General features: G+C 69.3%; 19 protein-coding genes. 9 read left to right on the top strand and 10 right to left on the bottom strand.

The genetic code is table 11. The features are described from left to right. Positions 1-4: 4 nt before the first annotated feature. Both AC4NN1_RS05960 and sdhC read right to left on the bottom strand, forming a co-directional pair. The gene (locus AC4NN1_RS05960; RefSeq protein WP_018188785.1) at positions 5-466 is read right to left on the bottom strand and encodes a succinate dehydrogenase hydrophobic membrane anchor subunit; all 462 of its coding nucleotides are present in this window, start codon (positions 464-466) and stop codon (positions 5-7) included. After that, on the bottom strand, positions 466-900 hold the full coding sequence (sdhC, locus tag AC4NN1_RS05955) for a succinate dehydrogenase, cytochrome b556 subunit (protein ID WP_018188784.1): 435 nt from the start codon (positions 898-900) through the stop codon (positions 466-468). The genes AC4NN1_RS05960 and sdhC overlap by 1 nt, the downstream gene beginning before the upstream one ends. A 163-nt stretch (positions 901-1063) precedes the next feature. Here sdhC and AC4NN1_RS05950 point away from each other — a divergent pair, with 163 nt between their 5' ends. The 8 genes from AC4NN1_RS05950 to AC4NN1_RS05915 all read left to right on the top strand — a co-directional run bounded on the left by AC4NN1_RS05950 (position 1064) and on the right by AC4NN1_RS05915 (position 10558). After that, complete coding sequence (locus tag AC4NN1_RS05950) at positions 1064-2176, top strand: mannose-1-phosphate guanylyltransferase (protein WP_491954790.1); 1113 nt, start codon at positions 1064-1066, stop codon at positions 2174-2176. 163 nt (positions 2177-2339) lie between these two features. Next, positions 2340-3464, top strand: coding sequence for a BMP family lipoprotein (locus tag AC4NN1_RS05945; RefSeq protein ID WP_311857670.1), 1125 nt, complete (start codon positions 2340-2342; stop codon positions 3462-3464). A 112-nt stretch (positions 3465-3576) separates the two neighbouring features. Beyond that, positions 3577-5091 (top strand): ABC transporter ATP-binding protein, encoded by a 1515-nt coding sequence (locus tag AC4NN1_RS05940; protein ID WP_018188781.1) that lies wholly within the window; start codon positions 3577-3579, stop codon positions 5089-5091. Continuing rightward, positions 5088-6398 carry an ABC transporter permease gene (locus AC4NN1_RS05935; RefSeq protein ID WP_018188780.1) on the top strand — a complete coding sequence of 437 codons (1311 nt, stop codon included), beginning with the start codon at positions 5088-5090 and terminating at the stop codon, positions 6396-6398. The genes AC4NN1_RS05940 and AC4NN1_RS05935 overlap by 4 nt, the downstream gene beginning before the upstream one ends. Then, positions 6395-7681, top strand: coding sequence for an ABC transporter permease (locus AC4NN1_RS05930; RefSeq protein WP_311857667.1), 1287 nt, complete (start codon positions 6395-6397; stop codon positions 7679-7681). The genes AC4NN1_RS05935 and AC4NN1_RS05930 overlap by 4 nt, the downstream gene beginning before the upstream one ends. A gap of 23 nt (positions 7682-7704) precedes the next feature. After that, positions 7705-8130, top strand: a complete 426-nt coding sequence (locus AC4NN1_RS05925; protein WP_081626489.1) for a cytidine deaminase — start codon at positions 7705-7707, stop codon at positions 8128-8130. Further along, positions 8127-9419 (top strand): thymidine phosphorylase, encoded by a 1293-nt coding sequence (locus tag AC4NN1_RS05920; protein WP_491954789.1) that lies wholly within the window; start codon positions 8127-8129, stop codon positions 9417-9419. The genes AC4NN1_RS05925 and AC4NN1_RS05920 overlap by 4 nt, the downstream gene beginning before the upstream one ends. A gap of 23 nt (positions 9420-9442) precedes the next feature. Then, complete coding sequence (locus AC4NN1_RS05915) at positions 9443-10558, top strand: adenosine deaminase (RefSeq protein ID WP_018188776.1); 1116 nt, start codon at positions 9443-9445, stop codon at positions 10556-10558. 113 nt (positions 10559-10671) lie between these two features. On the opposite strand, the gene AC4NN1_RS05910 is transcribed toward AC4NN1_RS05915, so the two are convergent. Beyond that, positions 10672-11160 carry an endonuclease domain-containing protein gene (locus tag AC4NN1_RS05910; RefSeq protein ID WP_020096722.1) on the bottom strand — a complete coding sequence of 163 codons (489 nt, stop codon included), beginning with the start codon at positions 11158-11160 and terminating at the stop codon, positions 10672-10674. 63 nt (positions 11161-11223) lie between these two features. Between AC4NN1_RS05910 and AC4NN1_RS05905 the strand changes: the two genes are divergently transcribed. Beyond that, positions 11224-11454, top strand: coding sequence for a hypothetical protein (locus tag AC4NN1_RS05905; protein ID WP_020096723.1), 231 nt, complete (start codon positions 11224-11226; stop codon positions 11452-11454). 370 nt (positions 11455-11824) lie between these two features. On the opposite strand, the gene AC4NN1_RS05900 is transcribed toward AC4NN1_RS05905, so the two are convergent. The 7 genes from AC4NN1_RS05900 to AC4NN1_RS05870 all read right to left on the bottom strand — a co-directional run bounded on the left by AC4NN1_RS05900 (position 11825) and on the right by AC4NN1_RS05870 (position 18134). Then, entirely contained in the window at positions 11825-12583 is a 759-nt protein-coding gene (locus AC4NN1_RS05900) for an alpha/beta hydrolase (RefSeq protein ID WP_491954788.1), read from the bottom strand. Further along, positions 12580-13743, bottom strand: coding sequence for a mannitol-1-phosphate 5-dehydrogenase (locus AC4NN1_RS05895; RefSeq protein WP_018188773.1), 1164 nt, complete (start codon positions 13741-13743; stop codon positions 12580-12582). The genes AC4NN1_RS05900 and AC4NN1_RS05895 overlap by 4 nt, the downstream gene beginning before the upstream one ends. Next, positions 13740-14180 carry a PTS mannitol transporter subunit IIA gene (locus AC4NN1_RS05890; RefSeq protein ID WP_018188772.1) on the bottom strand — a complete coding sequence of 147 codons (441 nt, stop codon included), beginning with the start codon at positions 14178-14180 and terminating at the stop codon, positions 13740-13742. The genes AC4NN1_RS05895 and AC4NN1_RS05890 overlap by 4 nt, the downstream gene beginning before the upstream one ends. 79 nt (positions 14181-14259) lie before the next feature. Continuing rightward, positions 14260-15852, bottom strand: a complete 1593-nt coding sequence (locus AC4NN1_RS05885) for a PTS mannitol transporter subunit IIBC (protein ID WP_363457919.1) — start codon at positions 15850-15852, stop codon at positions 14260-14262. Positions 15853-15854: 2 nt separating this feature from the next. Beyond that, positions 15855-17525, bottom strand: coding sequence for a phosphoenolpyruvate--protein phosphotransferase (gene ptsP / locus AC4NN1_RS05880; protein ID WP_363457922.1), 1671 nt, complete (start codon positions 17523-17525; stop codon positions 15855-15857). Between the two features lie 7 nt (positions 17526-17532). Continuing rightward, complete coding sequence (locus tag AC4NN1_RS05875) at positions 17533-17808, bottom strand: HPr family phosphocarrier protein (RefSeq protein WP_018188769.1); 276 nt, start codon at positions 17806-17808, stop codon at positions 17533-17535. After that, positions 17805-18134 carry a PTS sugar transporter subunit IIB gene (locus AC4NN1_RS05870; protein ID WP_018188768.1) on the bottom strand — a complete coding sequence of 110 codons (330 nt, stop codon included), beginning with the start codon at positions 18132-18134 and terminating at the stop codon, positions 17805-17807. Before AC4NN1_RS05870 ends, AC4NN1_RS05875 begins: the two co-directional genes overlap by 4 nt. Positions 18135-18161 lie beyond the last annotated feature (27 nt).

Genomic DNA, 18161 nt, shown 5'->3' with positions numbered 1-18161 from the left:
CGGCTCAGCCCTGTGCCTTGCAGACCTCGGCGAGAACGCTGCCGTCGAGGTTGGGGATGCAGGGATCGAAGGTGAAGACCACGAGGGTGCCGAGGAGGATCATGAAGCCGGCCACCACCCAGAGGCTGGTGACGAGGACCCGGCGGACCTTCGCGTTGGTGACGTAGTCGTTGACGATCGTGCGCATGCCGTTCGTGCCGTGGATGAACGCCAGCCACAGCATGAGGACGTCCCACCACTGCCAGAACGGCGTGGCGAACTTGCCCGCGACAAACGCGAAGTCGAGGCCCGAGATGCCCTCGCCGAGCATGAGGTTGACGAAGAGGTGACCGAAGATGAGGACGAGCAGCAGCACGCCCGAGACGCGCATGAAGACCCAGCCCCACTTCTCGAGGTTGGGACCCTTCTTGCGGACGGCGGCCTTGCCCTGCGGGGTGCGCGGAGCGGCGAGGGTGTCGGCGGTCATCAGTGCTCGCCTCCCATGTGCGAGAAGACGTTCGGAAGGTGGCGCGCGGCGAAGCCGACGAGGGTGACGGCCCAGACGGCCAGCACTCCCCACCACAGCTGCCGCTGGTGACGCGTGGCCCACGGCCACAGGTCCACCGCGATGATGCGGAGGCCGTTGAAGGCGTGGTAGACGATCGCGCCGACCAGGGCGACCTCGCCGAGGCCCATGATCGGGTTCTTGTACGTGCCGATGACCGCGTTGTACGCATCGGGGGAGACCCGGATGAGTGCGGTGTCGAGGACGTGCACGAGCAGGAAGAAGAAGATGGCGATGCCGGTGATGCGGTGAAGGACCCACGACCACATGCCCTCGTTGCCGCGGTACAGCGTGCCGCGCGGGGTCTTGGACGTGGTCTCAGCGATCGACGGCGTGACGCGTGCTGGTGCAGACACGGTCGTCCTCCCTTGAGTGAGATGGATCGCGCGCGTGCGGCGAGATCGCGGCATCCCAGGGAATGTCGCCCATCGTCGCAAGCGGGCGCATCGACCATCCTAAGCGGCCTCGAGAGGGGTGGGCGAGGAAGGCGAGCCTTAATCGGCCGGTAGGGTTCCGACCATGGTCGAACACATCGAGGACTTTTACGCCGTCATCCCCGCCGGGGGCGTCGGATCCCGCCTGTGGCCGTTGTCGCGAGCGGATGCCCCGAAGTTCCTCCACGACCTGACCGGGTCGGGGCACTCCCTCCTCCGCGACACCTGGAACCGGCTCGAGCCCCTCACCGGGCCCGATCGGATCGCCGTCGTCACCGGCCGCGCGCACCGCGCCGCCGTCGAGGCGCAGCTCCCCGGCATCCCCGACAAGAACGTCATCCTCGAATCCGAGCCGCGTGACTCCGCGGCCGCGATCGGCCTCGCTGCGGCGATCCTGCACCGGCGGCATCCGGACGTCGTCATCGGATCCTTCGCCGCCGACCACGTCATCCGCGGCTCACGCGTGTTCGAGTTCGCGGTGCGCGATGCCGTCGAGGTGGCGCGCGAGGGCTTCATCTGCACGATCGGCATCAGCCCGTCCGAGCCGGCGGTCGGGTTCGGCTACATCAAGCGGGGCGGCGAGCTGATCGTCGACGGCGCTCGGGATGCCTCCCTGGTCGAGCGCTTCGTCGAGAAGCCCGACCTCGAGACGGCGAAGGCCTACGTCGCCGATCGCTCCTACCTCTGGAACGCGGGCATGTTCATCTCGCGGGCCGACGTCCTGCTCGCCGAGATCGAGGCGAACAACCCCACCCTGCACGCCGGGCTCATGGAGCTCGCCGAAGCGTGGGACGACCGCGACCTGCGGGGCCCCGCCGTCGACCGCATCTGGCCGACCCTCGAGAAGATCGCGATCGACTACGTCGTCGCGGAGCCGGCGGCGGAGAAGGGCAAGCTCGCCGTCGTCCCCGGACACTTCGACTGGGACGACGTGGGGGACTTCGCGAGCCTCGCCAAGCTCAACTCGGGCGGCCGCACCGACCTCGCGATCCTCGGACAGAACGCCCGGGTGCTCTCGGATGCCGCGAGCGGCATCGTCGTCTCGCAGACGAGTCGCGTGATCAGCATCATCGGCGTCAAGGACATCGTCGTCGTCGACACGGACGACGCGCTTCTGGTGACCACCGCCGAGCACGCCCAGCGGGTCAAGAGCGTCGTCGACGCGCTGAAGGTGACCGGTCGCGGGGACGTCCTCTGACACCCCGTCCGTTGAGCAGGATGCCGCTCCTGTGACGGGTTCATTGCGGCTTTGTAACCATTCGGACGAACGGGCTCATCAGGGTGACCGGTCGTCGTCACAGTGGGTAACTTCGGTTGCGCACACCCGCGAAGTCCGCGGGTTCTCTTCCGTGGAGGCACTCTTGACCATCTCGAACCCGAAGAAGCTCGCCGGCATCGCCGGTGCCGCGCTTCTCATCGCCGCGCTGGCTGGCTGCGGTACCGCACCCGAGGCCAACCCGACGTCGTCCGCCGGCGCCGGTGGCGGCGACATCGTCGACGGCTTCAAGCCCTGCCTGGTCTCCGACGCCGGTGGCTGGAACGACAAGTCGTTCAACGAGTCGGCCAAGAACGGCATGGACAAGGCCGCCGGCGAGCTGGGCATCAAGCCCCTCGAGTTCGAGTCGACCAACGACAACGACTACGAGCCCAACATGACCACGGCGATCTCCGAGGGCTGCACCCTCATCGTCTCGGTCGGCTTCAAGCTCGCCGCGGCGACGGTCGAGGCGGCCAAGGCCAACCCGGAACTGCAGTTCGCGATCATCGACGACTACGCGGACACCGACCAGGACGGCAAGACCGACGCCCCCAACATCAAGCCCCTCGTGTTCAACACGGCGGAGGCCGCGTACCTCGGTGGCTACGCCGCCGCCGCGTGGTCCGCTGAGGCCGGCGTCAACAAGGTGGGCACCTTCGGTGGCCTCCAGATCCCCTCGGTCGCGGTCTTCATGGACGGCTACGCCCTCGGCGTCGAGAAGTACAACGAGGACAAGGGTGCCGACGTCAAGCTCTTCGGCTGGGACGTCGCCGCTCAGAAGGGCGCCTTCACCGGCGGCTTCGACGCGAACGACACCGCCAAGCAGACCGCTCAGTCGGTCCTCGACCAGGGCGTCGACGTCATCCTCCCCGTCGGCGGTCCGATCTACACGAGCGCGGCAGCGGCGATCAAGGACAGCGGTGACGACACCCTCATCCTCGGTGTCGACAGCGACCTCGCCGTCGCCGACGACACGGTCTCCGACATCACGCTGGTCTCGATCATGAAGGCGATCGACGTGGCCGTCTACGACACCACGGTCGCCGCATCGACCGGCAAGTTCGACGCCGCGCCGTACGTCGGCACCCTCGAGAACGAGGGCGTCAAGCTCTCGAGCTTCCACGACTTCGAGTCGAAGCTGCCCGCCGGTCTGACCGACGAGCTCGACACGCTCCAGAAGTCGATCATCTCCGGTGACATCACGGTGGAGTCCAAGAACTCGCCGTGATCTGAACGACATCCACTCGGGGCGGGCAGCGCAGAGCTGTCCGCCCCGAGTGCCGTTCGCTCAACGTTTTATGGCGGGTACTTTCCAGACACCCGCCGGTTAGGGTTCTCGTATGAAGCTCGAGCTCCGCGGAATCACGAAAAGATTCGGCAGCCTCGTCGCCAACGATCACATCGACCTCGTGGTCGAGCCGGGGGAGATCCACGCTCTCCTCGGCGAGAACGGCGCCGGCAAATCCACTCTCATGAACGTCCTCTACGGCCTCTACCGCGCCGATGAGGGACAGATCCTGCTGGACGACGCCGTCCAGAACTTCCGGGGTCCCGGTGACGCGATGGCGGCCGGCATCGGCATGGTGCACCAGCACTTCATGCTCATCCCCGTGTTCACCGTCGCCGAGAACGTCATGCTCGGCCACGAGAAGACGACCGGCCTCGGCAAGCTCGACCTCGCGCAGGCCCGCGCCCATGTGCGTGCCGTCGCCGACCGGTTCGGCTTCCAGATCGACCCCGACGCCCTCGTCGGCGACCTCCCCGTCGGCGTCCAGCAGCGCGTCGAGATCATCAAGGCCCTCTCCCGCGACGCGAAGGTCCTCGTCTTCGACGAGCCGACCGCGGTCCTCACCCCCCAGGAGACGGACGAGCTCATGGGGATCATGCGACAGCTGCGCGACGAGGGGACGTCCATCGTCTTCATCACGCACAAGCTGCGCGAAGTGCGCGAGGTCGCCGACCGGATCACGGTCGTGCGCCTCGGCAAGATCGTCGGCACCGCGTCGCCGACGGCGACCAACGCCGAGCTCGCCTCCCTCATGGTCGGTCGTGCCGTCGAGCTGACCGTCCAGAAGGAGCCGGCCAAGCCGAGCTCCGGCGGACTCGAGGTGCGAGACCTGCGCGTCCTCACCCCCGGCGGCGCCATCGTCGTCGACGAGGTGTCGTTCGACGTCCGTCCTGGCGAGATCCTCGCCGTCGCCGGTGTGCAGGGCAACGGCCAGACGGAGCTCGTCGAGGCCATCGTCGGCCTCGCCGCCCGCACCGAGGGCTCCATCAGCCTCGACGGCACGGAGCTCGTCGGAAAGAGCGTCCGCAGCATCCTGGATGCCGGCGTGGGCTTCGTCCCCGAGGACCGCAAGGAAGACGGGCTCGTCGGCGGCTTCTCCGTCGCCGAGAACCTCATCCTCGACCGCACCACCGACCCGGCGTTCTCGCGCGCGGGCACCATCCGCCGCGCCGAACTCGACGCGTTCGCGCGTGCCCGCATCGAGGAATACGACATCCGCACGCGGGGTCCCGAGACCCCTGCAGGCACCTTGTCCGGCGGAAACCAGCAGAAGGTCGTCATCGCTCGCGAGATGAGCCGCGACCTCAAGCTCTTCGTCGCCGCCCAGCCGACCCGCGGCGTCGACGTCGGATCCATCGAGTTCATCCACAAGCGCATCGTCGAGACGCGCGACGCGGGGATCCCCGTGATCGTCGTGTCGACCGAGCTCGACGAGGTCACCGCACTCGCCGATCGCATCGCTGTCATGTACCGCGGGCGCGTCGTGGGCATCGTCCCCGGTGACACTCCCCGCGAAACCCTCGGCCTCATGATGGCCGGCGCAACCGACCCGGAGGTGGCTGCATGAGCGGCACGACGCCCGGCGCCGCCGACGCGGCGCATCCCGCTGCACAGCTGCCCACCGCGAGCGGCCCGCTGACGGGGGAGAAGGAGCCGGGGCAGCCTTCGCGCACCGACGTCTTCTTCCGTGAGCTCGTGCGCGGCAGCGCCGTCACGACGATCCTCGCCTTCGTGCTCGCCATGATCGTCGGCGGCGTGCTCATCGCGGTGACCAACGAAGAGGTGCAGCGCACGAGCGGATACTTCTTCGCGCGTCCCACCGACACCCTCGTCGCGGCGTGGAACGCCATCTACACCGGGTACGAGGCCCTCTTCCGCGGCGCCGTCTTCAACCCGCGCGTCGGCGACTTCTCGGCGCAGATCCGCCCGCTGACCAACACCCTCGGGTTCGCCGCGCCGCTGATCGCCGCCGGCCTCGGCGTCGCCCTGGCGTTCCGCGTCGGCCTGTTCAACATCGGTGCGCGCGGCCAGATGCTCGTCGGTGCCCTGTTCGCAGGCTTCTTCGCGTTCAACCTCGACCTGCCGCTGCTCGTGCACCTGCCGCTCACCCTGCTCGCCGGCATCCTGGGCGGAGCGATCTGGGGCGGTCTCGTGGGTCTGCTGAAGGCACGCACAGGTGCGCACGAGGTGATCCTCACGATCATGCTCAACTACGTCGCGTACTACCTGCTGCTGTGGATGCTGCGCACCCCGGGTCTCCTGCAGGCAGAGGGCAGCAACCAGCCGCAGTCGCAGCCGACGCCGGCCACAGCTCAGTTCCCCGACCTGTTCGGCCCGACGTTCCCGCAGCTGGACTGGGGCTTCGTGATCGTCGTCGTCGCGACCGTGTTCGTCTGGTGGCTCATCGAGCGCTCCAGCCTCGGACTGCGGATGCGGGCCGTCGGCGAGAACCCGCACGCCGCGCGTGCGGGCGGCATCAACGTCGAGCGCATCTACATCTACGCCATGGTCTTCGCCGGCGGCCTCGCCGGTCTCGCCGCCATGAACCAGATCCAGGGCAACGTCACGACCGGTTTCGCCGCCACCATCGACGCCGGCATCGGCTTCGACGCGATCACCGTGGCACTCCTCGGGCGCAGCCGCGCGTGGGGGACCTTCGCCGCCGGCATCCTGTTCGGCGCCCTCAAGGCGGGGTCGTTCTCGATGCAGGCGCAGGGGATCCCGGTCGACATCGTGCTCGTCGTCCAGTCGCTCGTCGTGCTCTTCATCGCGGCGCCGCCTCTGCTGCGCGCCGTGTTCTTCCTTCCCAAGACCGAGATCGAGAAGGCGGACAAGGCGCGAGCCAAGGCCGCGAAGAAGGCGGTGGCGGCATGAGCGCTCCGGCTCCCGCACTCGAATCCGACGGCACCATCCAGCTGACCGTCGTCAAGGCGCGTCACGTCAAGGTGCCGATCGTCTTCGGCGTCGTCGTCGTGCTGATGGCGCTCCTGTTCGGCCTCGTCCCCCGCGGCGCCGTCACGACGTTCCGCCTCGGCGACGCGACCTCGTCGATCGCCGTCCCGAACATCGAGGTGCCGACGGGCGCGACGAGCTGGGCGATGGTCGTCGTCCTCGTCCTCCTCGCGGCACTGGCGGCATGGAACGCGTGGAACTACCGCCGGACGCCGCTGTGGCTGACCTCGGTCTTCGCCGTCGTTGCGGTCGTCGCCTTCATCGTGTGGGCCGCCGCCGGAGGAACCTTCCCCGTCACGAGCCTGCTCTTCGGAGCCGTGTCGCTGTCGGTCCCGCTGGTGTTCGGTGCGCTGGGCGGGGTCATCGGCGAACGCGTCGGCGTCGTCAACGTCGCCATCGAGGGTCAGCTGCTGCTGGGCGCCTTCTCGGCGGCACTCCTGTCGAGCATCACGGGCAGCCCCTTCATCGGCCTGATCGGCGCGATGGTGGGCGGCGTGCTGGTCTCCTTCGTCCTCGCGGCGTTCGCCATCAAGTACCTCGTCGACCAGGTGATCGTCGGCGTCGTCCTGAACGTCCTCGTGACCGGCCTGACGGGCTTCCTCTACGGGGCGCTGCTCGTCCCCAACGAGGACACCCTCAACCGTCCGGAGCGCTTCGGCCGCATCGAGATCCCGTTCCTGAGCGAGATCCCGATCATCGGTCCGGTCCTGTTCAACCAGACCTTCATCGTGTACCTCATGTACGTCGCGGTCGCCGTTGTCTCGTGGAGCCTCTACCGCACGCGCTGGGGTCTGCGCCTCCGCGCCGTCGGTGAGCACCCGCAGGCCGCCGACACCGTGGGAATCAAGGTCAACACGACGCGATTCTGGAACGTCTCGCTCGCCGGTGCGATCGCCGGCATCGGCGGCGCGTACTTCACGCTCGTGTCGGTGCCGCAGTTCGGCAAGGAGATGACCGCCGGGCTCGGCTTCATCGCTCTCGCGGCCGTCATCTTCGGCCGGTGGGACCCGATCCGCGCGACGCTCGCCGCGCTGCTGTTCGGCTTCGCGACGAACCTGCAGAACCAGCTCACCGTGCTGGACACCCCCATCCCGAGCGAATTCATGCTCATGCTGCCGTACGTCGTGACGATCCTCGCGGTCGCCGGTTTCGCCGGGCAGATCCGCGGACCCGCGGCAGCGGGCAAGCCCTACATCAAGGGCTGACACGGGATGCCGCGACCCGCGGCATCCGCTCATCTACAGAGGAAGAAGTCGTGACCGACATCGATTGGGACGAGCTGCGTTCGGCAGCCGTCGAGGCCATGGAGAAGGCGTACGCGCCGTACTCCCGTTACCGAGTGGGCGCCGCGGCGCTCGTGAGCGACGGGCGGATCGTGACCGGCTGCAACGTCGAGAACGCCTCCTACGGGGTCGGCCTGTGCGCCGAATGCGGCCTGGTCGGGAACCTCCACATGACCGGCGGCGGCGAGCTCGTCGCGTTCGTCTGCGTCAACAACGACGGCGAGACGATCATGCCGTGCGGCCGGTGCCGACAGCTGCTCAACGAGTTCGCGATCCCCGGGATGCTGCTCGAGACCGTCTCGGGCATCCGCACGATCGACGAGGTCCTCCCCGACGCCTTCGGCCCCCGCGACCTGGAGGCCGCCCGATGAGCGCGGTCGAGGCGTTCGACGCCGTCGACATCATCCGCACCAAGCGCGACGGCGGCGCCGTCCCCGAGGATGCGCTCCGCTGGATGATCGACGCGTACACCCGCGAGTACGTCGCCGACTCGCAGATGGCCGCGTTCGCGATGGCGGTGCTCCTCAACGGGATGAACCGCGACGAGATCCGCGTCATGACCGATGCGATGATCGCCTCGGGGGAGCGGATGAGCTTCGGCGGGCTCGGCAAGCCGACCGTCGACAAGCACTCCACCGGCGGCGTCGGTGACAAGATCACCCTCCCGCTCGCGCCGCTCGTCGCCGCCTTCGGCGTCGCGGTGCCGCAGCTGTCGGGCCGCGGACTGGGGCACACCGGCGGCACGCTCGACAAGCTCGAGGCCATCCCCGGCTGGCGAGCAGCCCTCAGCAACGACGAGATGATCGCGCAGATGCGGGATGTCGGCGCCGTCATCTGCGCCGCCGGCTCCGGCCTGGCACCGGCCGACAAGCGCCTCTACGCGCTCCGCGACGTCACCGGCACCGTCGAGGCGATCCCGCTCATCGCCTCGAGCATCATGTCGAAGAAGATCGCCGAGGGCACGGATTCGCTCGTCCTCGACGTGAAGTTCGGCTCCGGCGCCTTCATGCAGGACGTCGACAAGGCCCGCGAGCTCGCCCGCACGATGGTCGCCCTCGGCACCGATTCGGGCGTCGCGACCACGGCGCTGCTCACCGACATGAACACGCCCCTCGGCCTCGCCATCGGTAACGCCAACGAGGTCCGCGAGTCCGTCGAGGTGCTCGCCGGCGGCGGACCCGCCGACGTCGTCGAGCTGACCGTCGCGCTCGCACGAGAGATGCTCGCCCTCGCCGGCCAGCCCGACGCCGACGTGGAAGCCGCCCTGAAGGACGGGCGCGCCATGGACTCGTGGCGCCGGATGATCCGCGCGCAGGACGGTGACCCGGATGCCGCGATGCCCACCGCGCGCGAGACCCACACCGTCACGGCGACCGAGTCCGGCGTCGTCACGCGGCTCGAAGCCCTCCCGTTCGGGATCGCCGCCTGGCGCCTCGGCGCCGGACGCGCCCGTGCACAGGACCCCGTCATCCGCGCCGCCGGCATCGACCTGCACGTGAAGCCGGGCGACACGGTCACCGCCGGACAGCCGCTGTTCACACTGCTGGCCGACGATGAGAACCGCTTCGCGCGGGCCGCCGAGGCGCTCGAGGGCGCCTGGGAAATCGGTGCGGAAGCCCCGGCATCCACCCCGCTCGTCCTCGAGCGCATCACCGCCTGAACCCCTCACGACAGGACTGCACAATGGCCATCGATCAGCACGGTGACGCGAACCTCGAGGGCGTCTCGATCCGCTCGCTCCCCAAGGTGTCGCTGCACGACCACCTCGACGGCGCGCTCCGGCCGCAGACGATCATCGAGCTCGCCGACGAGGCGGGCGTCGAGGTTCCCGAAGCCGCGGCCGACGACCTCGCCGACTGGTTCGAGGACCAGTCCGATTCGGGCTCGCTCGTCGAGTACCTGAAGACGTTCGACCTGACCATCGCGGTCATGCAGACCCGTGACGGACTGCGCCGCGTCGCGAAGGAGTTCGTCGAGGACCTCGCAGCCGACGGCGTCATCTACGGCGAGGTGCGCTGGGCGCCCGAGCAGCACCTGGGCGGCGGCCTGAGCCTCGACGAGGTCGTGGAAGCCGTGCAGGAGGGCATCGAGGAGGGCGAGGACTCGGTCGAGGGATCGGGCCGCGACATCCGTGTCGGCCAGCTCATCACCGCCATGCGTCACACCGACCGGTCGCTCGAGATCGCCGAGCTCGCCGTCCGCCACCGCGGTCGCGGCGCCGTCGGGTTCGACATCGCCGGTCCGGAGGCGGGCTTCCCGCCGTCGAACCTGCGCCCGGCGTTCGACTACCTGGCATCCGCTTTCTTCCCCGCCACGGTGCACGCCGGTGAGGCCGCGGGGCTCGATTCGATCCGCTCCGCGCTGATCGACGGGCGGGCACTGCGCCTCGGACACGGTGTGCGCATCGCCGAGGACCTCGACGTCGTCGCTGAGAAGGGCGAGGAGGTGCAGGTCCGCTTCGGCGACCTGGCGCGCTGGGTCCGCGACCGCGAGATCCCGCTCGAACTGTCGCCCTCGTCGAACCTGCAGACCGGCGCGATCGCGGCGTGGGGAACGCAGCTCGAGGATCACCCCTTCGACCTGCTGTACCAGCTCGGCTTCGCCGTCACCGTGAACGTCGACAACCGCACCATGAGCCGCACCTCGCTGACCCGCGAGCTGAAGCTCCTCGCCGACGCATTCGAGTACACGCTCGACGACCTCGAGGCGTTCCAGCTGAACGCTGCGGCGGCGGCCTTCCTCACGATCGAGGAGCGCGAGGAGCTCATCGAGCTCATCGGCGAGGGCTTCTCGGCCTGAGGGGGGCGTCGCCATGGACCGTCCCCGGGCTCGGTGGCGCTGTCCGCGGAGTTTTCGCACTCCGGGCGGCGATCCGGTGCCTGACGAGCGCGGCGGCCTCAGTTTCTCCTCGGTCAGTGCCGCTCAAGCGCGCGGCTGATCGACAGGCGGACGTGGTCGCGGTGGTACTGGATGTCCTCCGCAAGCGGGCGGACCGTGGTGTATCCGAGCGCGGCGGCCGCGAGGTCGCGCCGCCGGTCGCGCTTCTGCGCCTCCCACCCCTCGTGGTGAGCACGGCTGTCGCATTCGATGATCAGCCATCCTTCGACGACGAAGTCGACCCGCCCGACCGTCGTGATGCTCACCTGCGTCTCGAATCGACAACCGAGTGAGCGGAGGATCAGCCGCATCAGGGTCTCGGGACCGGACTCGGCCGACCGATCGATGAGGGTCCGAAGGCTGCGGTGCCGGTGCGGCAGCCGGCGGAAGATCTCCGCGATCGTGACCTCGTCGATGAGACCCAAACGCCATGCACTGTCGAGGGTGGCGACGGCCGCGCGCGGTTCCTGGCACCGGACGGCCGCCACGACCGCGCTGACGATATCGACCGATGTGGCGCTCACCGGCAGCGAAGCGGGTCGCCAATGCCGGACGACGTCCGGCGAGGCCGGCGGGAGACTGCTGCGGTGCGGCTCGACCTGGACGTGGAGGCGAGTCTCCGAGAGGACGTACACGCCGAGCATTCGCAGCAGCGAGACGCAATCGAGGCGGTCACCGGATCGAGCCGCTCGGATCAGATCGGGGTGAGCGTCTCCCCGGAGGTACCGGTCTCGGCGAACGCGGACGAGCCGCCCGGAGGCGACGGCACGGTCGATGTCGCGACGTCGGAGGCCGGCATCGCTGAGTTGTCGCCGTGAGAGGGCAGGGGACGGGAGCGTGTGAACGGACATGCGCCTGAGGGTGTCCGTTTGGTGCCCGCCTTCTCCGCCCGCGCGCTGGATAGGGGAGGAGCGCGACGATCTGGTCCGCCGGGGAGGAACCGGCGTTGGCACTGTCCGAGGAGGTCCTTCGCCGGGCGGGGTTGCCGGCCTGCCCCTCGCGGGCCCGCCCTGCGGCACTGTCAGAGGAAATCCGCCCCAGGGCGGCCTCTCAAGGGTGAGAAACCGCGGGCAGCCGCGAATTCTCCGCGGTTGTGGCTAGTCAGCGCGGCGGCGGAGGTTGATGGGTGCGGGCTGTGGGAGCCGGGCTCCTCCGCGGCTGTGGCCAGAGGGGGACTTCGACCGCGAGTCAGAGGCGGGGGAGGAGTTCCGCGACGGATGCCGTGATCTCGGCCGTCATGGCGGGGTCGTCGATCGTGGGGGTGCCGTCGCCGGCCTGCGGGCCGTAGTCGCCGAAGGAGGCGTGCGAGGCGCCGGGGATCTCGACGAACTCGGCGTCGGCGGGCAGCATGCCGCGGGCATCCTGGATCTTCTCGGGGGTGGACATCCCGTCCTCGGAGCCCGAGATGCTCAGCACGGGAAGCCCGGAACCGGACAGGTCGTTCGCGCAGTACGAGGCGAAGAGTACGAGGCCGCCGGCATCCGATGCGAGCTGACAGGCGCGCACCCCGCCGAGGGAGTGGCCGCCGACGAGCCAGGTGTCGACGTCGGGCGCGGAATCGGTGAACGTCGACAGCGGCCGGGGGTCGAAGAAAGCGAGGTTCAGCCACGGGCGGGTGATGACGACCGTCATCCCGTCCTCCGCGACGAGCCCCGCGAGCTTCGCCTCGTACGCCTCAGCGTCGACCTTCGCCCCGGGGATGAAGACGAGCCCGACGGTGCTCTCTCCGGAGGACGGCGACATCACGACGTTGCCGCCGGTGTCGGCCACGGCGATCCGGTCGTCCTCGCGCACCGAGGCGAGCGGGCCGGCCTCGGCGCCCATGACGCCGACCTGGCTCCAGATCACGATGCCGAGGATGCCGGCGACGAGCAGCCCCGCCACGGACAGCAGCACGATCGAGACGATGCGCCGTGCCCGGGAGCGGGGCCGCTTCGACGCGCTCACGCGCTGTAGAGGCCGAGCTCGGTCTGCCGCTGGGCGACCTGCTCCTGGATGCGTGCGAACAGGGGGTGGGCAGGCTCGAGACCTGTGACGGATGCCGTGAAGGCCGCGGCATCCTCGGTCCGGATGCGCTCCTGCAACTCGACGGCCTGCGGGTCTGCAGCGTCCTCGAAGCGGAGTGCGGCGGCGATCGCGGCGATGAGTCCGTCGACGCCGAGACCGCGCTCGGCGGCCGCCGAGGCGGGGCCGACGAAGCGCTCGTGACGCGACAGCTTGCGCAGCGGCTGACGGCCGACGCGCTGCACGGTGTCGGGCAGGGCCTCGTTGGAGAACCGCTCGAGGATCGTCGCGCGGTACTCGGCGAGCTCGGCGGGGTCGAGCCCGTGCGCGGCCGCGAGGAACGCGGAGGTCTCCCCGAGTGCCTGCTCGACCTTGCCCCGGATGCCGGGGTCCGCCAGGGCGTCCGAGATCCGGGTGATCCCCGCGGCGGCACCGAAGTAGGCGGTGGCGGCGTGGCCGGTGTTGACCGTGAAGAGCTTCCGCTCGATGTAGGGGGCGAGGTCGTCGACGAAGTGCGCGCCGGGGATGTTCGGCAGGTCGTCGCCGAACGGTCCGCGCTCGATAGCCCACTCGAAGAACGGCTCGACCGTCACGTCGACGCCTGCGCCCTCTGGCTGGCCGGGGACGATGCGGTCGACGGCGGTGTTGGCGAACACGGCGCGCGTGGAGAGATCGCCCCACGCATCACCGGCGAGCTTCTCGATCTCGCTGCGGAGGGTGTCGGTCGCGCCGATCGCGTTCTCGCACGCCATGACCTGCAGCGGCTTCGCGTCGGCGGAGCGACGGGCGAGTCCCTCGAGGATGTGCGGTGCGACGAACGGCAGGATGTTGGGTCCCACGGCGGTCGTCACGACGTCGGCCGCAGCGACCTCGTCGGCGACGGCATCCGGGTCGGCCTGGCTGTTGATCGCCCGGAAGCCGGTGACGGTCTTGTCGCCTCCGCCCGGCCCGACCTCGTGGACCGTGTACTCGGATGCCGCGTTGATGGTCTCGACGAGGGTCGGGGCGACGTCCGAGAAGACGAGCTCGTACCCGCCCTCGTGCAAGAGCAGTCCGACGAAGCCGCGGCCGATGTTTCCGGCGCCGAAGTGGACGGCCTTCATGCGTTGTTCACCGTGGCGAGCAGCTGGTAGAGCTCCTCGGGAGTCTGGGCGGCCTTGAGCTTCGCGACCTCCTCGTCCTCGGAGAACAGGAGGGCGATCTGCGACAGGATCTCGAGGTGCTCGTCGCCCTTGCCGGCGATGCCGACGACGAACGACACGTGCTCGCCGCCCCAGTCGACGCCGCCGTCGTAGCGGACGAACGAGAGTGCGGAGTCGAGGATCGCCTCCTTGGTCTCGTTGGTCCCGTGGGGGATCGCGAGCTCGTTGCCCATGTAGGTCGAGACAGCGACCTCGCGCTGCTGCATGGCGTCGAAGTAGGCGCTCGTCACGGCGCCGGCCGCCTCGAGGATGTCGGCGGCCTCCTTCATGGCCTGTTCCTGGCTGACGGAGCCGGAGTGGATGCGGATCTGGCCGAGGGTGAGGACTTCGCGGGCCATGACGTTCTCCTTCTGAGGGGGTGGGAAAAAGGATGCTGCGGGGTCGGGACCATTGTTCCCGACCCCGCAGCGGCGTGCATCAGACGTCGCCGCGCTGGCGACGCACCATCTCGACGACCTCGTCGTACTTCGGCGAGTTCATGAAGTTGTCGACCGAGACGTGCAGGGAGTCGGGGGTGACTCCACGCGCGCGGTCGGTCAGCTGCTGCTGCGTGATGACCAGGTCGGCCGACGGGTCGAGGTTCGCGATCGCCTTGTTGGTGACCGTGACGCCCTCGACGCCCGCCTTCTTGAACTTGTTGCGGAGCACGCTCGCGCCCATCGCGGACGAGCCCATGCCGGCGTCGCAGGCGAACACGACGTTCGTGATCTCGCGCTCGGCGATGGCGGTTTCGGCGGGGGCGGATGCCGCAGCAGCCGCATCCGTCGTCGCTGCGGGAGCCGTGGCGGAGCCGCGCAGGCCGGAGAGGGCCTCGGACTGCTTGCCCTTGTTCGCCTCGGTCTGCGAGACCGCGGCGGAGAAGGAGTCCGTGCCCAGCTCAGCGGCAGCCAGGTCGCGCTTACGGGAGGCCCGCAGGATGATCGACGCGACGATGAAGGTCACCGCGGCCGACAGGACCACCGAGAGGATGACCGCGATGTAGCTGTTGTTCGCGACCTGCGCCATCACTGCCAGGATGCTGCCCGGGGCTGCCGGTGCGCGCAGCATGCCGCCGAGCAGCATGTTGGTGGTGACACCGGTCATGCCGCCGGCGATCAGCGCGACGATCAGGATCGGCTTCATGAGCGCGTACGGGAAGTACACCTCGTGGATGCCTCCGAAGAACTGGATGATCGCCGCTCCCGGAGCCGACGCGCGGGCGGCGCCGATCCCGAAGAAGGTGAAGGCGAGCAGGAGTCCCACGCCGGGGCCGGGGTTGGCCTCGAGGAGGAAGAGGATCGATCCCCCGGCGTCGCTCGTCGCCGCCTGGTCGAGGCCCAGCGGGGTGAGGACACCGTGGTTCAGGGCGTTGTTCAGGAAGAACACCTTGGCGGGCTCGATGATGATGCTCGTCAGCGGGAGGAGGTTCGTCTCGACGAGCCAGTTCACCGCGGTGCTGAGGACGTTCATGAGGCCGTTGATGAGCCATGCCAGCGGGTAGAACCCGACGATGGCCATGACGAAGCCCCAGATGCCGGCAGAGAACATGTTCACGAGCATCTCGAAGCCCGCGCGGACCTTGCCCTCCCACAGGCGGTCGAGCATCTTCATGGTCCAGGCGGCGAGCGGCGCCATGATCATCGCGCCGATGAACATGTTCACCTTGCCCAGGGGGTCGGCCTGCGGGTCGGAGATGGCCAGAGCGGCGTTGAACTTGTCGATGAGGAGGTCGGAGCCGGCGATCACACCGAACGTCGCGATCGCTCCCACGACACCGCCGCGCACGCCGTAGACCAGATGGCCGCCGAGGTAGGCGATGAGGATGGGGAGCAGGTAGTGGATGAACGGGCCGACGATGTTCGCCAGGTCGGCGTTCGGCGTCCACCCCTTCTCGATGAAGAAGGCGGTGAAGATGCCCCACGCGATGAGCGCGGGGATGAGCGGCATGATCATGCCCGAGAGGAACGTGCCGAATCGCTGAACGGCGACGCGTGCTCCTCCCCGGGTCTGTGCCGGAGACGTCGTTGTCATGGTTACTGGTTCTCCTTGTGCTGTGCTGCGGCTTCCTGGGCCGCGGCTCGGGCGGATGCCGCATCGGATGCGGCGAGGGCTGCTTCGGCGATGCGCTTCGCGTCGTCGAGGCTGTGGTGCAAGAGGGTGGCGCGTACATCTGCGAGCGCCGTCGGTGCCATGGAGAGCGTGGTCGCGCCGAGGCCGACGAGGACGACCGCGAGCATCGGGTCGGCCGCGGCCTCACCGCAGATGCCGATCGGCTTGCCGTTGACGCGTCCGCCGTCGCCCGTCGCCTTGACGAGCTGCAGGACGGCGGGATGCCACGGGTCCTGGAACGACGAGACCGAACCCAGCAGGCGGTCGGCCGCCAGCGTGTACTGCGTCAGGTCGTTGGTCCCGATGGAGGCGAAATCGGCGTGGGCGAGGACCTTGTCGGCCAGCAGAGCCGAGGAGGGGACCTCGACCATGACGCCTGCGGTCTTGATGCCGTACTCCTTCGCGAGCGTGACGAAGTACTCGGTCTCCTCGACGGTCGACACCATCGGTGCCATGACCCAGAGGTCGGCCTCGGTGGCGGCATCCGCGTTGGCGAGGGCGGTGAGCTGCTCGCGCAGGATGTCCTCGCTGGCGCGGAGGGCGCGGAGGCCGCGGAGTCCGAGGGCCGGGTTCTCCTCGTGCGCGTCGTTCAGGAAGGCGAGCGGCTTGTCGGCGCCGGCATCCAGCGCCCGGACGACGACCTTCTTGCCGGGGAACGCCTGCAGCAGCTCGGTGTACGCCTTCGTCTGCTCCTCGACGGTCGGCGCCTGCGAGGAGCTCAGGAAGAGGAACTCCGTGCGGAACAGGCCCACACCCTCGGCGCCGAGCTCGACGGCCTTCGCGGCGTCCTGCGGCTTGCCGAGGTTCGCGAGCAGCGGCACCGCGGTACCGTCCGCGAGCGCCCCCGGGGTGACGGGGGCGTCCGCCGCGGCGGCGCGGTCGGCCTCGCGGCGCTCCGCCTGGGCGATGTCGTCGTCGGTCGGCTGGGTCGTGACGACACCGGCCGCGGCGTCGACGACGACCGTCTCGCCCTCGGCGAGACCGGCCGCACCGCGGACGCCGACGACGGCGACGATGGACTTCTCGCGGGCGAGGATCGCGGTGTGCGACGTCGGGCCGCCCTCGGTCGTCACGAGCGCGAGGACCTTGTCGAGGTCGAGGAGCGCGGTGTCGGCGGGAGCGAGGTCCTTCGCGACGAGGACGAACGGATGCCCCGGGTCGGGCACTCCGGGAGCGGCGACGCCCCGGAGGTGGGCGATGACGCGCTGAGCGACGTCATCGAGGTCGGCGGCGCGCTCGCCGAGGTAGCCGCCCATCGCGGAGAGCGTGTCGCGGAACGACGCGAAAGCGTCGAAGACGGCGAACTCGGCGGTCTTGCCGGCGCCGATGCGGTTCGTGACCTCTTCTTCGAGCGCCGGGTCCTCGGCCATCATGGCCTGCGCCTCGAGGACCTCCTGCGCGGCACCTCCCGCGGTCTCGCCGCGCTGCTCGAGCTCGCGCGCGACCGCCTCGATCGCGGCACGGACGCGCGCGGTCTCCTCGTCGGCGCTCCGTGCGCTCTTCTCGTCCTTCGGCGCGGGCAGCGGCTCCGCCATCCGCGCGATGGGGCCGTGGCTCACGCCCAGGCCGATTCCTACTCCTCGAAGCTCAGTCATGTGTCCCTCAGGCGTCGTGGTCGGTGGTCAGAAGTTCGGTGAGGGCGTCGAGCACCCCTTCGGCGTTCGCGCCGTCTGCGGTGAGCGTCACGTAGTCGCCGTTCTCCGCACCCAGCGAGATCACGCTGAGGATGCTGGCGGCGTTGACCGCTCCGCCGGATCCCTTCGAGATCGTGACGGGGATGCCGGAATCCTTCGCGGCCTGCGCGAACATCTTCGCGGGGCGGGCGTGCAGGCCGTTGGAGGAGCCGATCCTGACGGTCCGGCTGGCCGGTGCGCTCATCGCGGGGTCCTTTCACTGCGGTCTGCCGCTGTCGCGGCGTTCACCAGGGCGAGCGTGCGGATTCCGTCACGGTCGTCGAAGACGTCCTCCGGCAGCAGCACGGTGCGCGCCTGTCGGGTGGCGGCATCCCGTTCGATGTCGGGGAGGGCGGAGGCGAGGTGCGGACCCACGAGCACCACGTCGCCGGCGTCGGCCTCCGTGGCGACCATGCCGGGCACTCCGGCGCGGACGAACAGGTCCCTGCCTTCGCGCTGTGCGGCATGCCGCAGACGCTGGGCGACGAACGTGCTCGACGCACCGGCGCCGCAGACGACGAGGATCTTCATCGATCCGCCTCCTTGTCTCCTTGTCAT

This window comes from Microbacterium sp. MDV22-iso44, from assembly GCF_058629135.1.
Note: the sequence above shows the minus strand (reverse complement) of the source record. Positions and strands in the feature narration are given on the sequence as shown.

Excerpts from the sequence above, each read along its gene's own strand:
- AC4NN1_RS05960 (WP_018188785.1), bottom strand. The coding sequence starts at position 466 with ATGACCGCCGACACCCTCGCCGCTCCGCGCACCCCGCAGGGCAAGGCC.
- AC4NN1_RS05950 (WP_491954790.1), top strand. The coding sequence starts at position 1,064 with ATGGTCGAACACATCGAGGACTTTTACGCCGTCATCCCCGCCGGGGGC.
- AC4NN1_RS05940 (WP_018188781.1), top strand. The coding sequence starts at position 3,577 with ATGAAGCTCGAGCTCCGCGGAATCACGAAAAGATTCGGCAGCCTCGTC.
- AC4NN1_RS05935 (WP_018188780.1), top strand. The coding sequence starts at position 5,088 with ATGAGCGGCACGACGCCCGGCGCCGCCGACGCGGCGCATCCCGCTGCA.
- AC4NN1_RS05930 (WP_311857667.1), top strand. The coding sequence starts at position 6,395 with ATGAGCGCTCCGGCTCCCGCACTCGAATCCGACGGCACCATCCAGCTG.
- AC4NN1_RS05920 (WP_491954789.1), top strand. The coding sequence starts at position 8,127 with ATGAGCGCGGTCGAGGCGTTCGACGCCGTCGACATCATCCGCACCAAG.
- AC4NN1_RS05915 (WP_018188776.1), top strand. The coding sequence starts at position 9,443 with ATGGCCATCGATCAGCACGGTGACGCGAACCTCGAGGGCGTCTCGATC.
- AC4NN1_RS05895 (WP_018188773.1), bottom strand. The coding sequence starts at position 13,743 with ATGAAGGCCGTCCACTTCGGCGCCGGAAACATCGGCCGCGGCTTCGTC.
- AC4NN1_RS05890 (WP_018188772.1), bottom strand. The coding sequence starts at position 14,180 with ATGGCCCGCGAAGTCCTCACCCTCGGCCAGATCCGCATCCACTCCGGC.
- AC4NN1_RS05885 (WP_363457919.1), bottom strand. The coding sequence starts at position 15,852 with ATGACAACGACGTCTCCGGCACAGACCCGGGGAGGAGCACGCGTCGCC.
- ptsP (WP_363457922.1), bottom strand. The coding sequence starts at position 17,525 with ATGACTGAGCTTCGAGGAGTAGGAATCGGCCTGGGCGTGAGCCACGGC.
- AC4NN1_RS05875 (WP_018188769.1), bottom strand. The coding sequence starts at position 17,808 with ATGAGCGCACCGGCCAGCCGGACCGTCAGGATCGGCTCCTCCAACGGC.
- AC4NN1_RS05870 (WP_018188768.1), bottom strand. The coding sequence starts at position 18,134 with ATGAAGATCCTCGTCGTCTGCGGCGCCGGTGCGTCGAGCACGTTCGTC.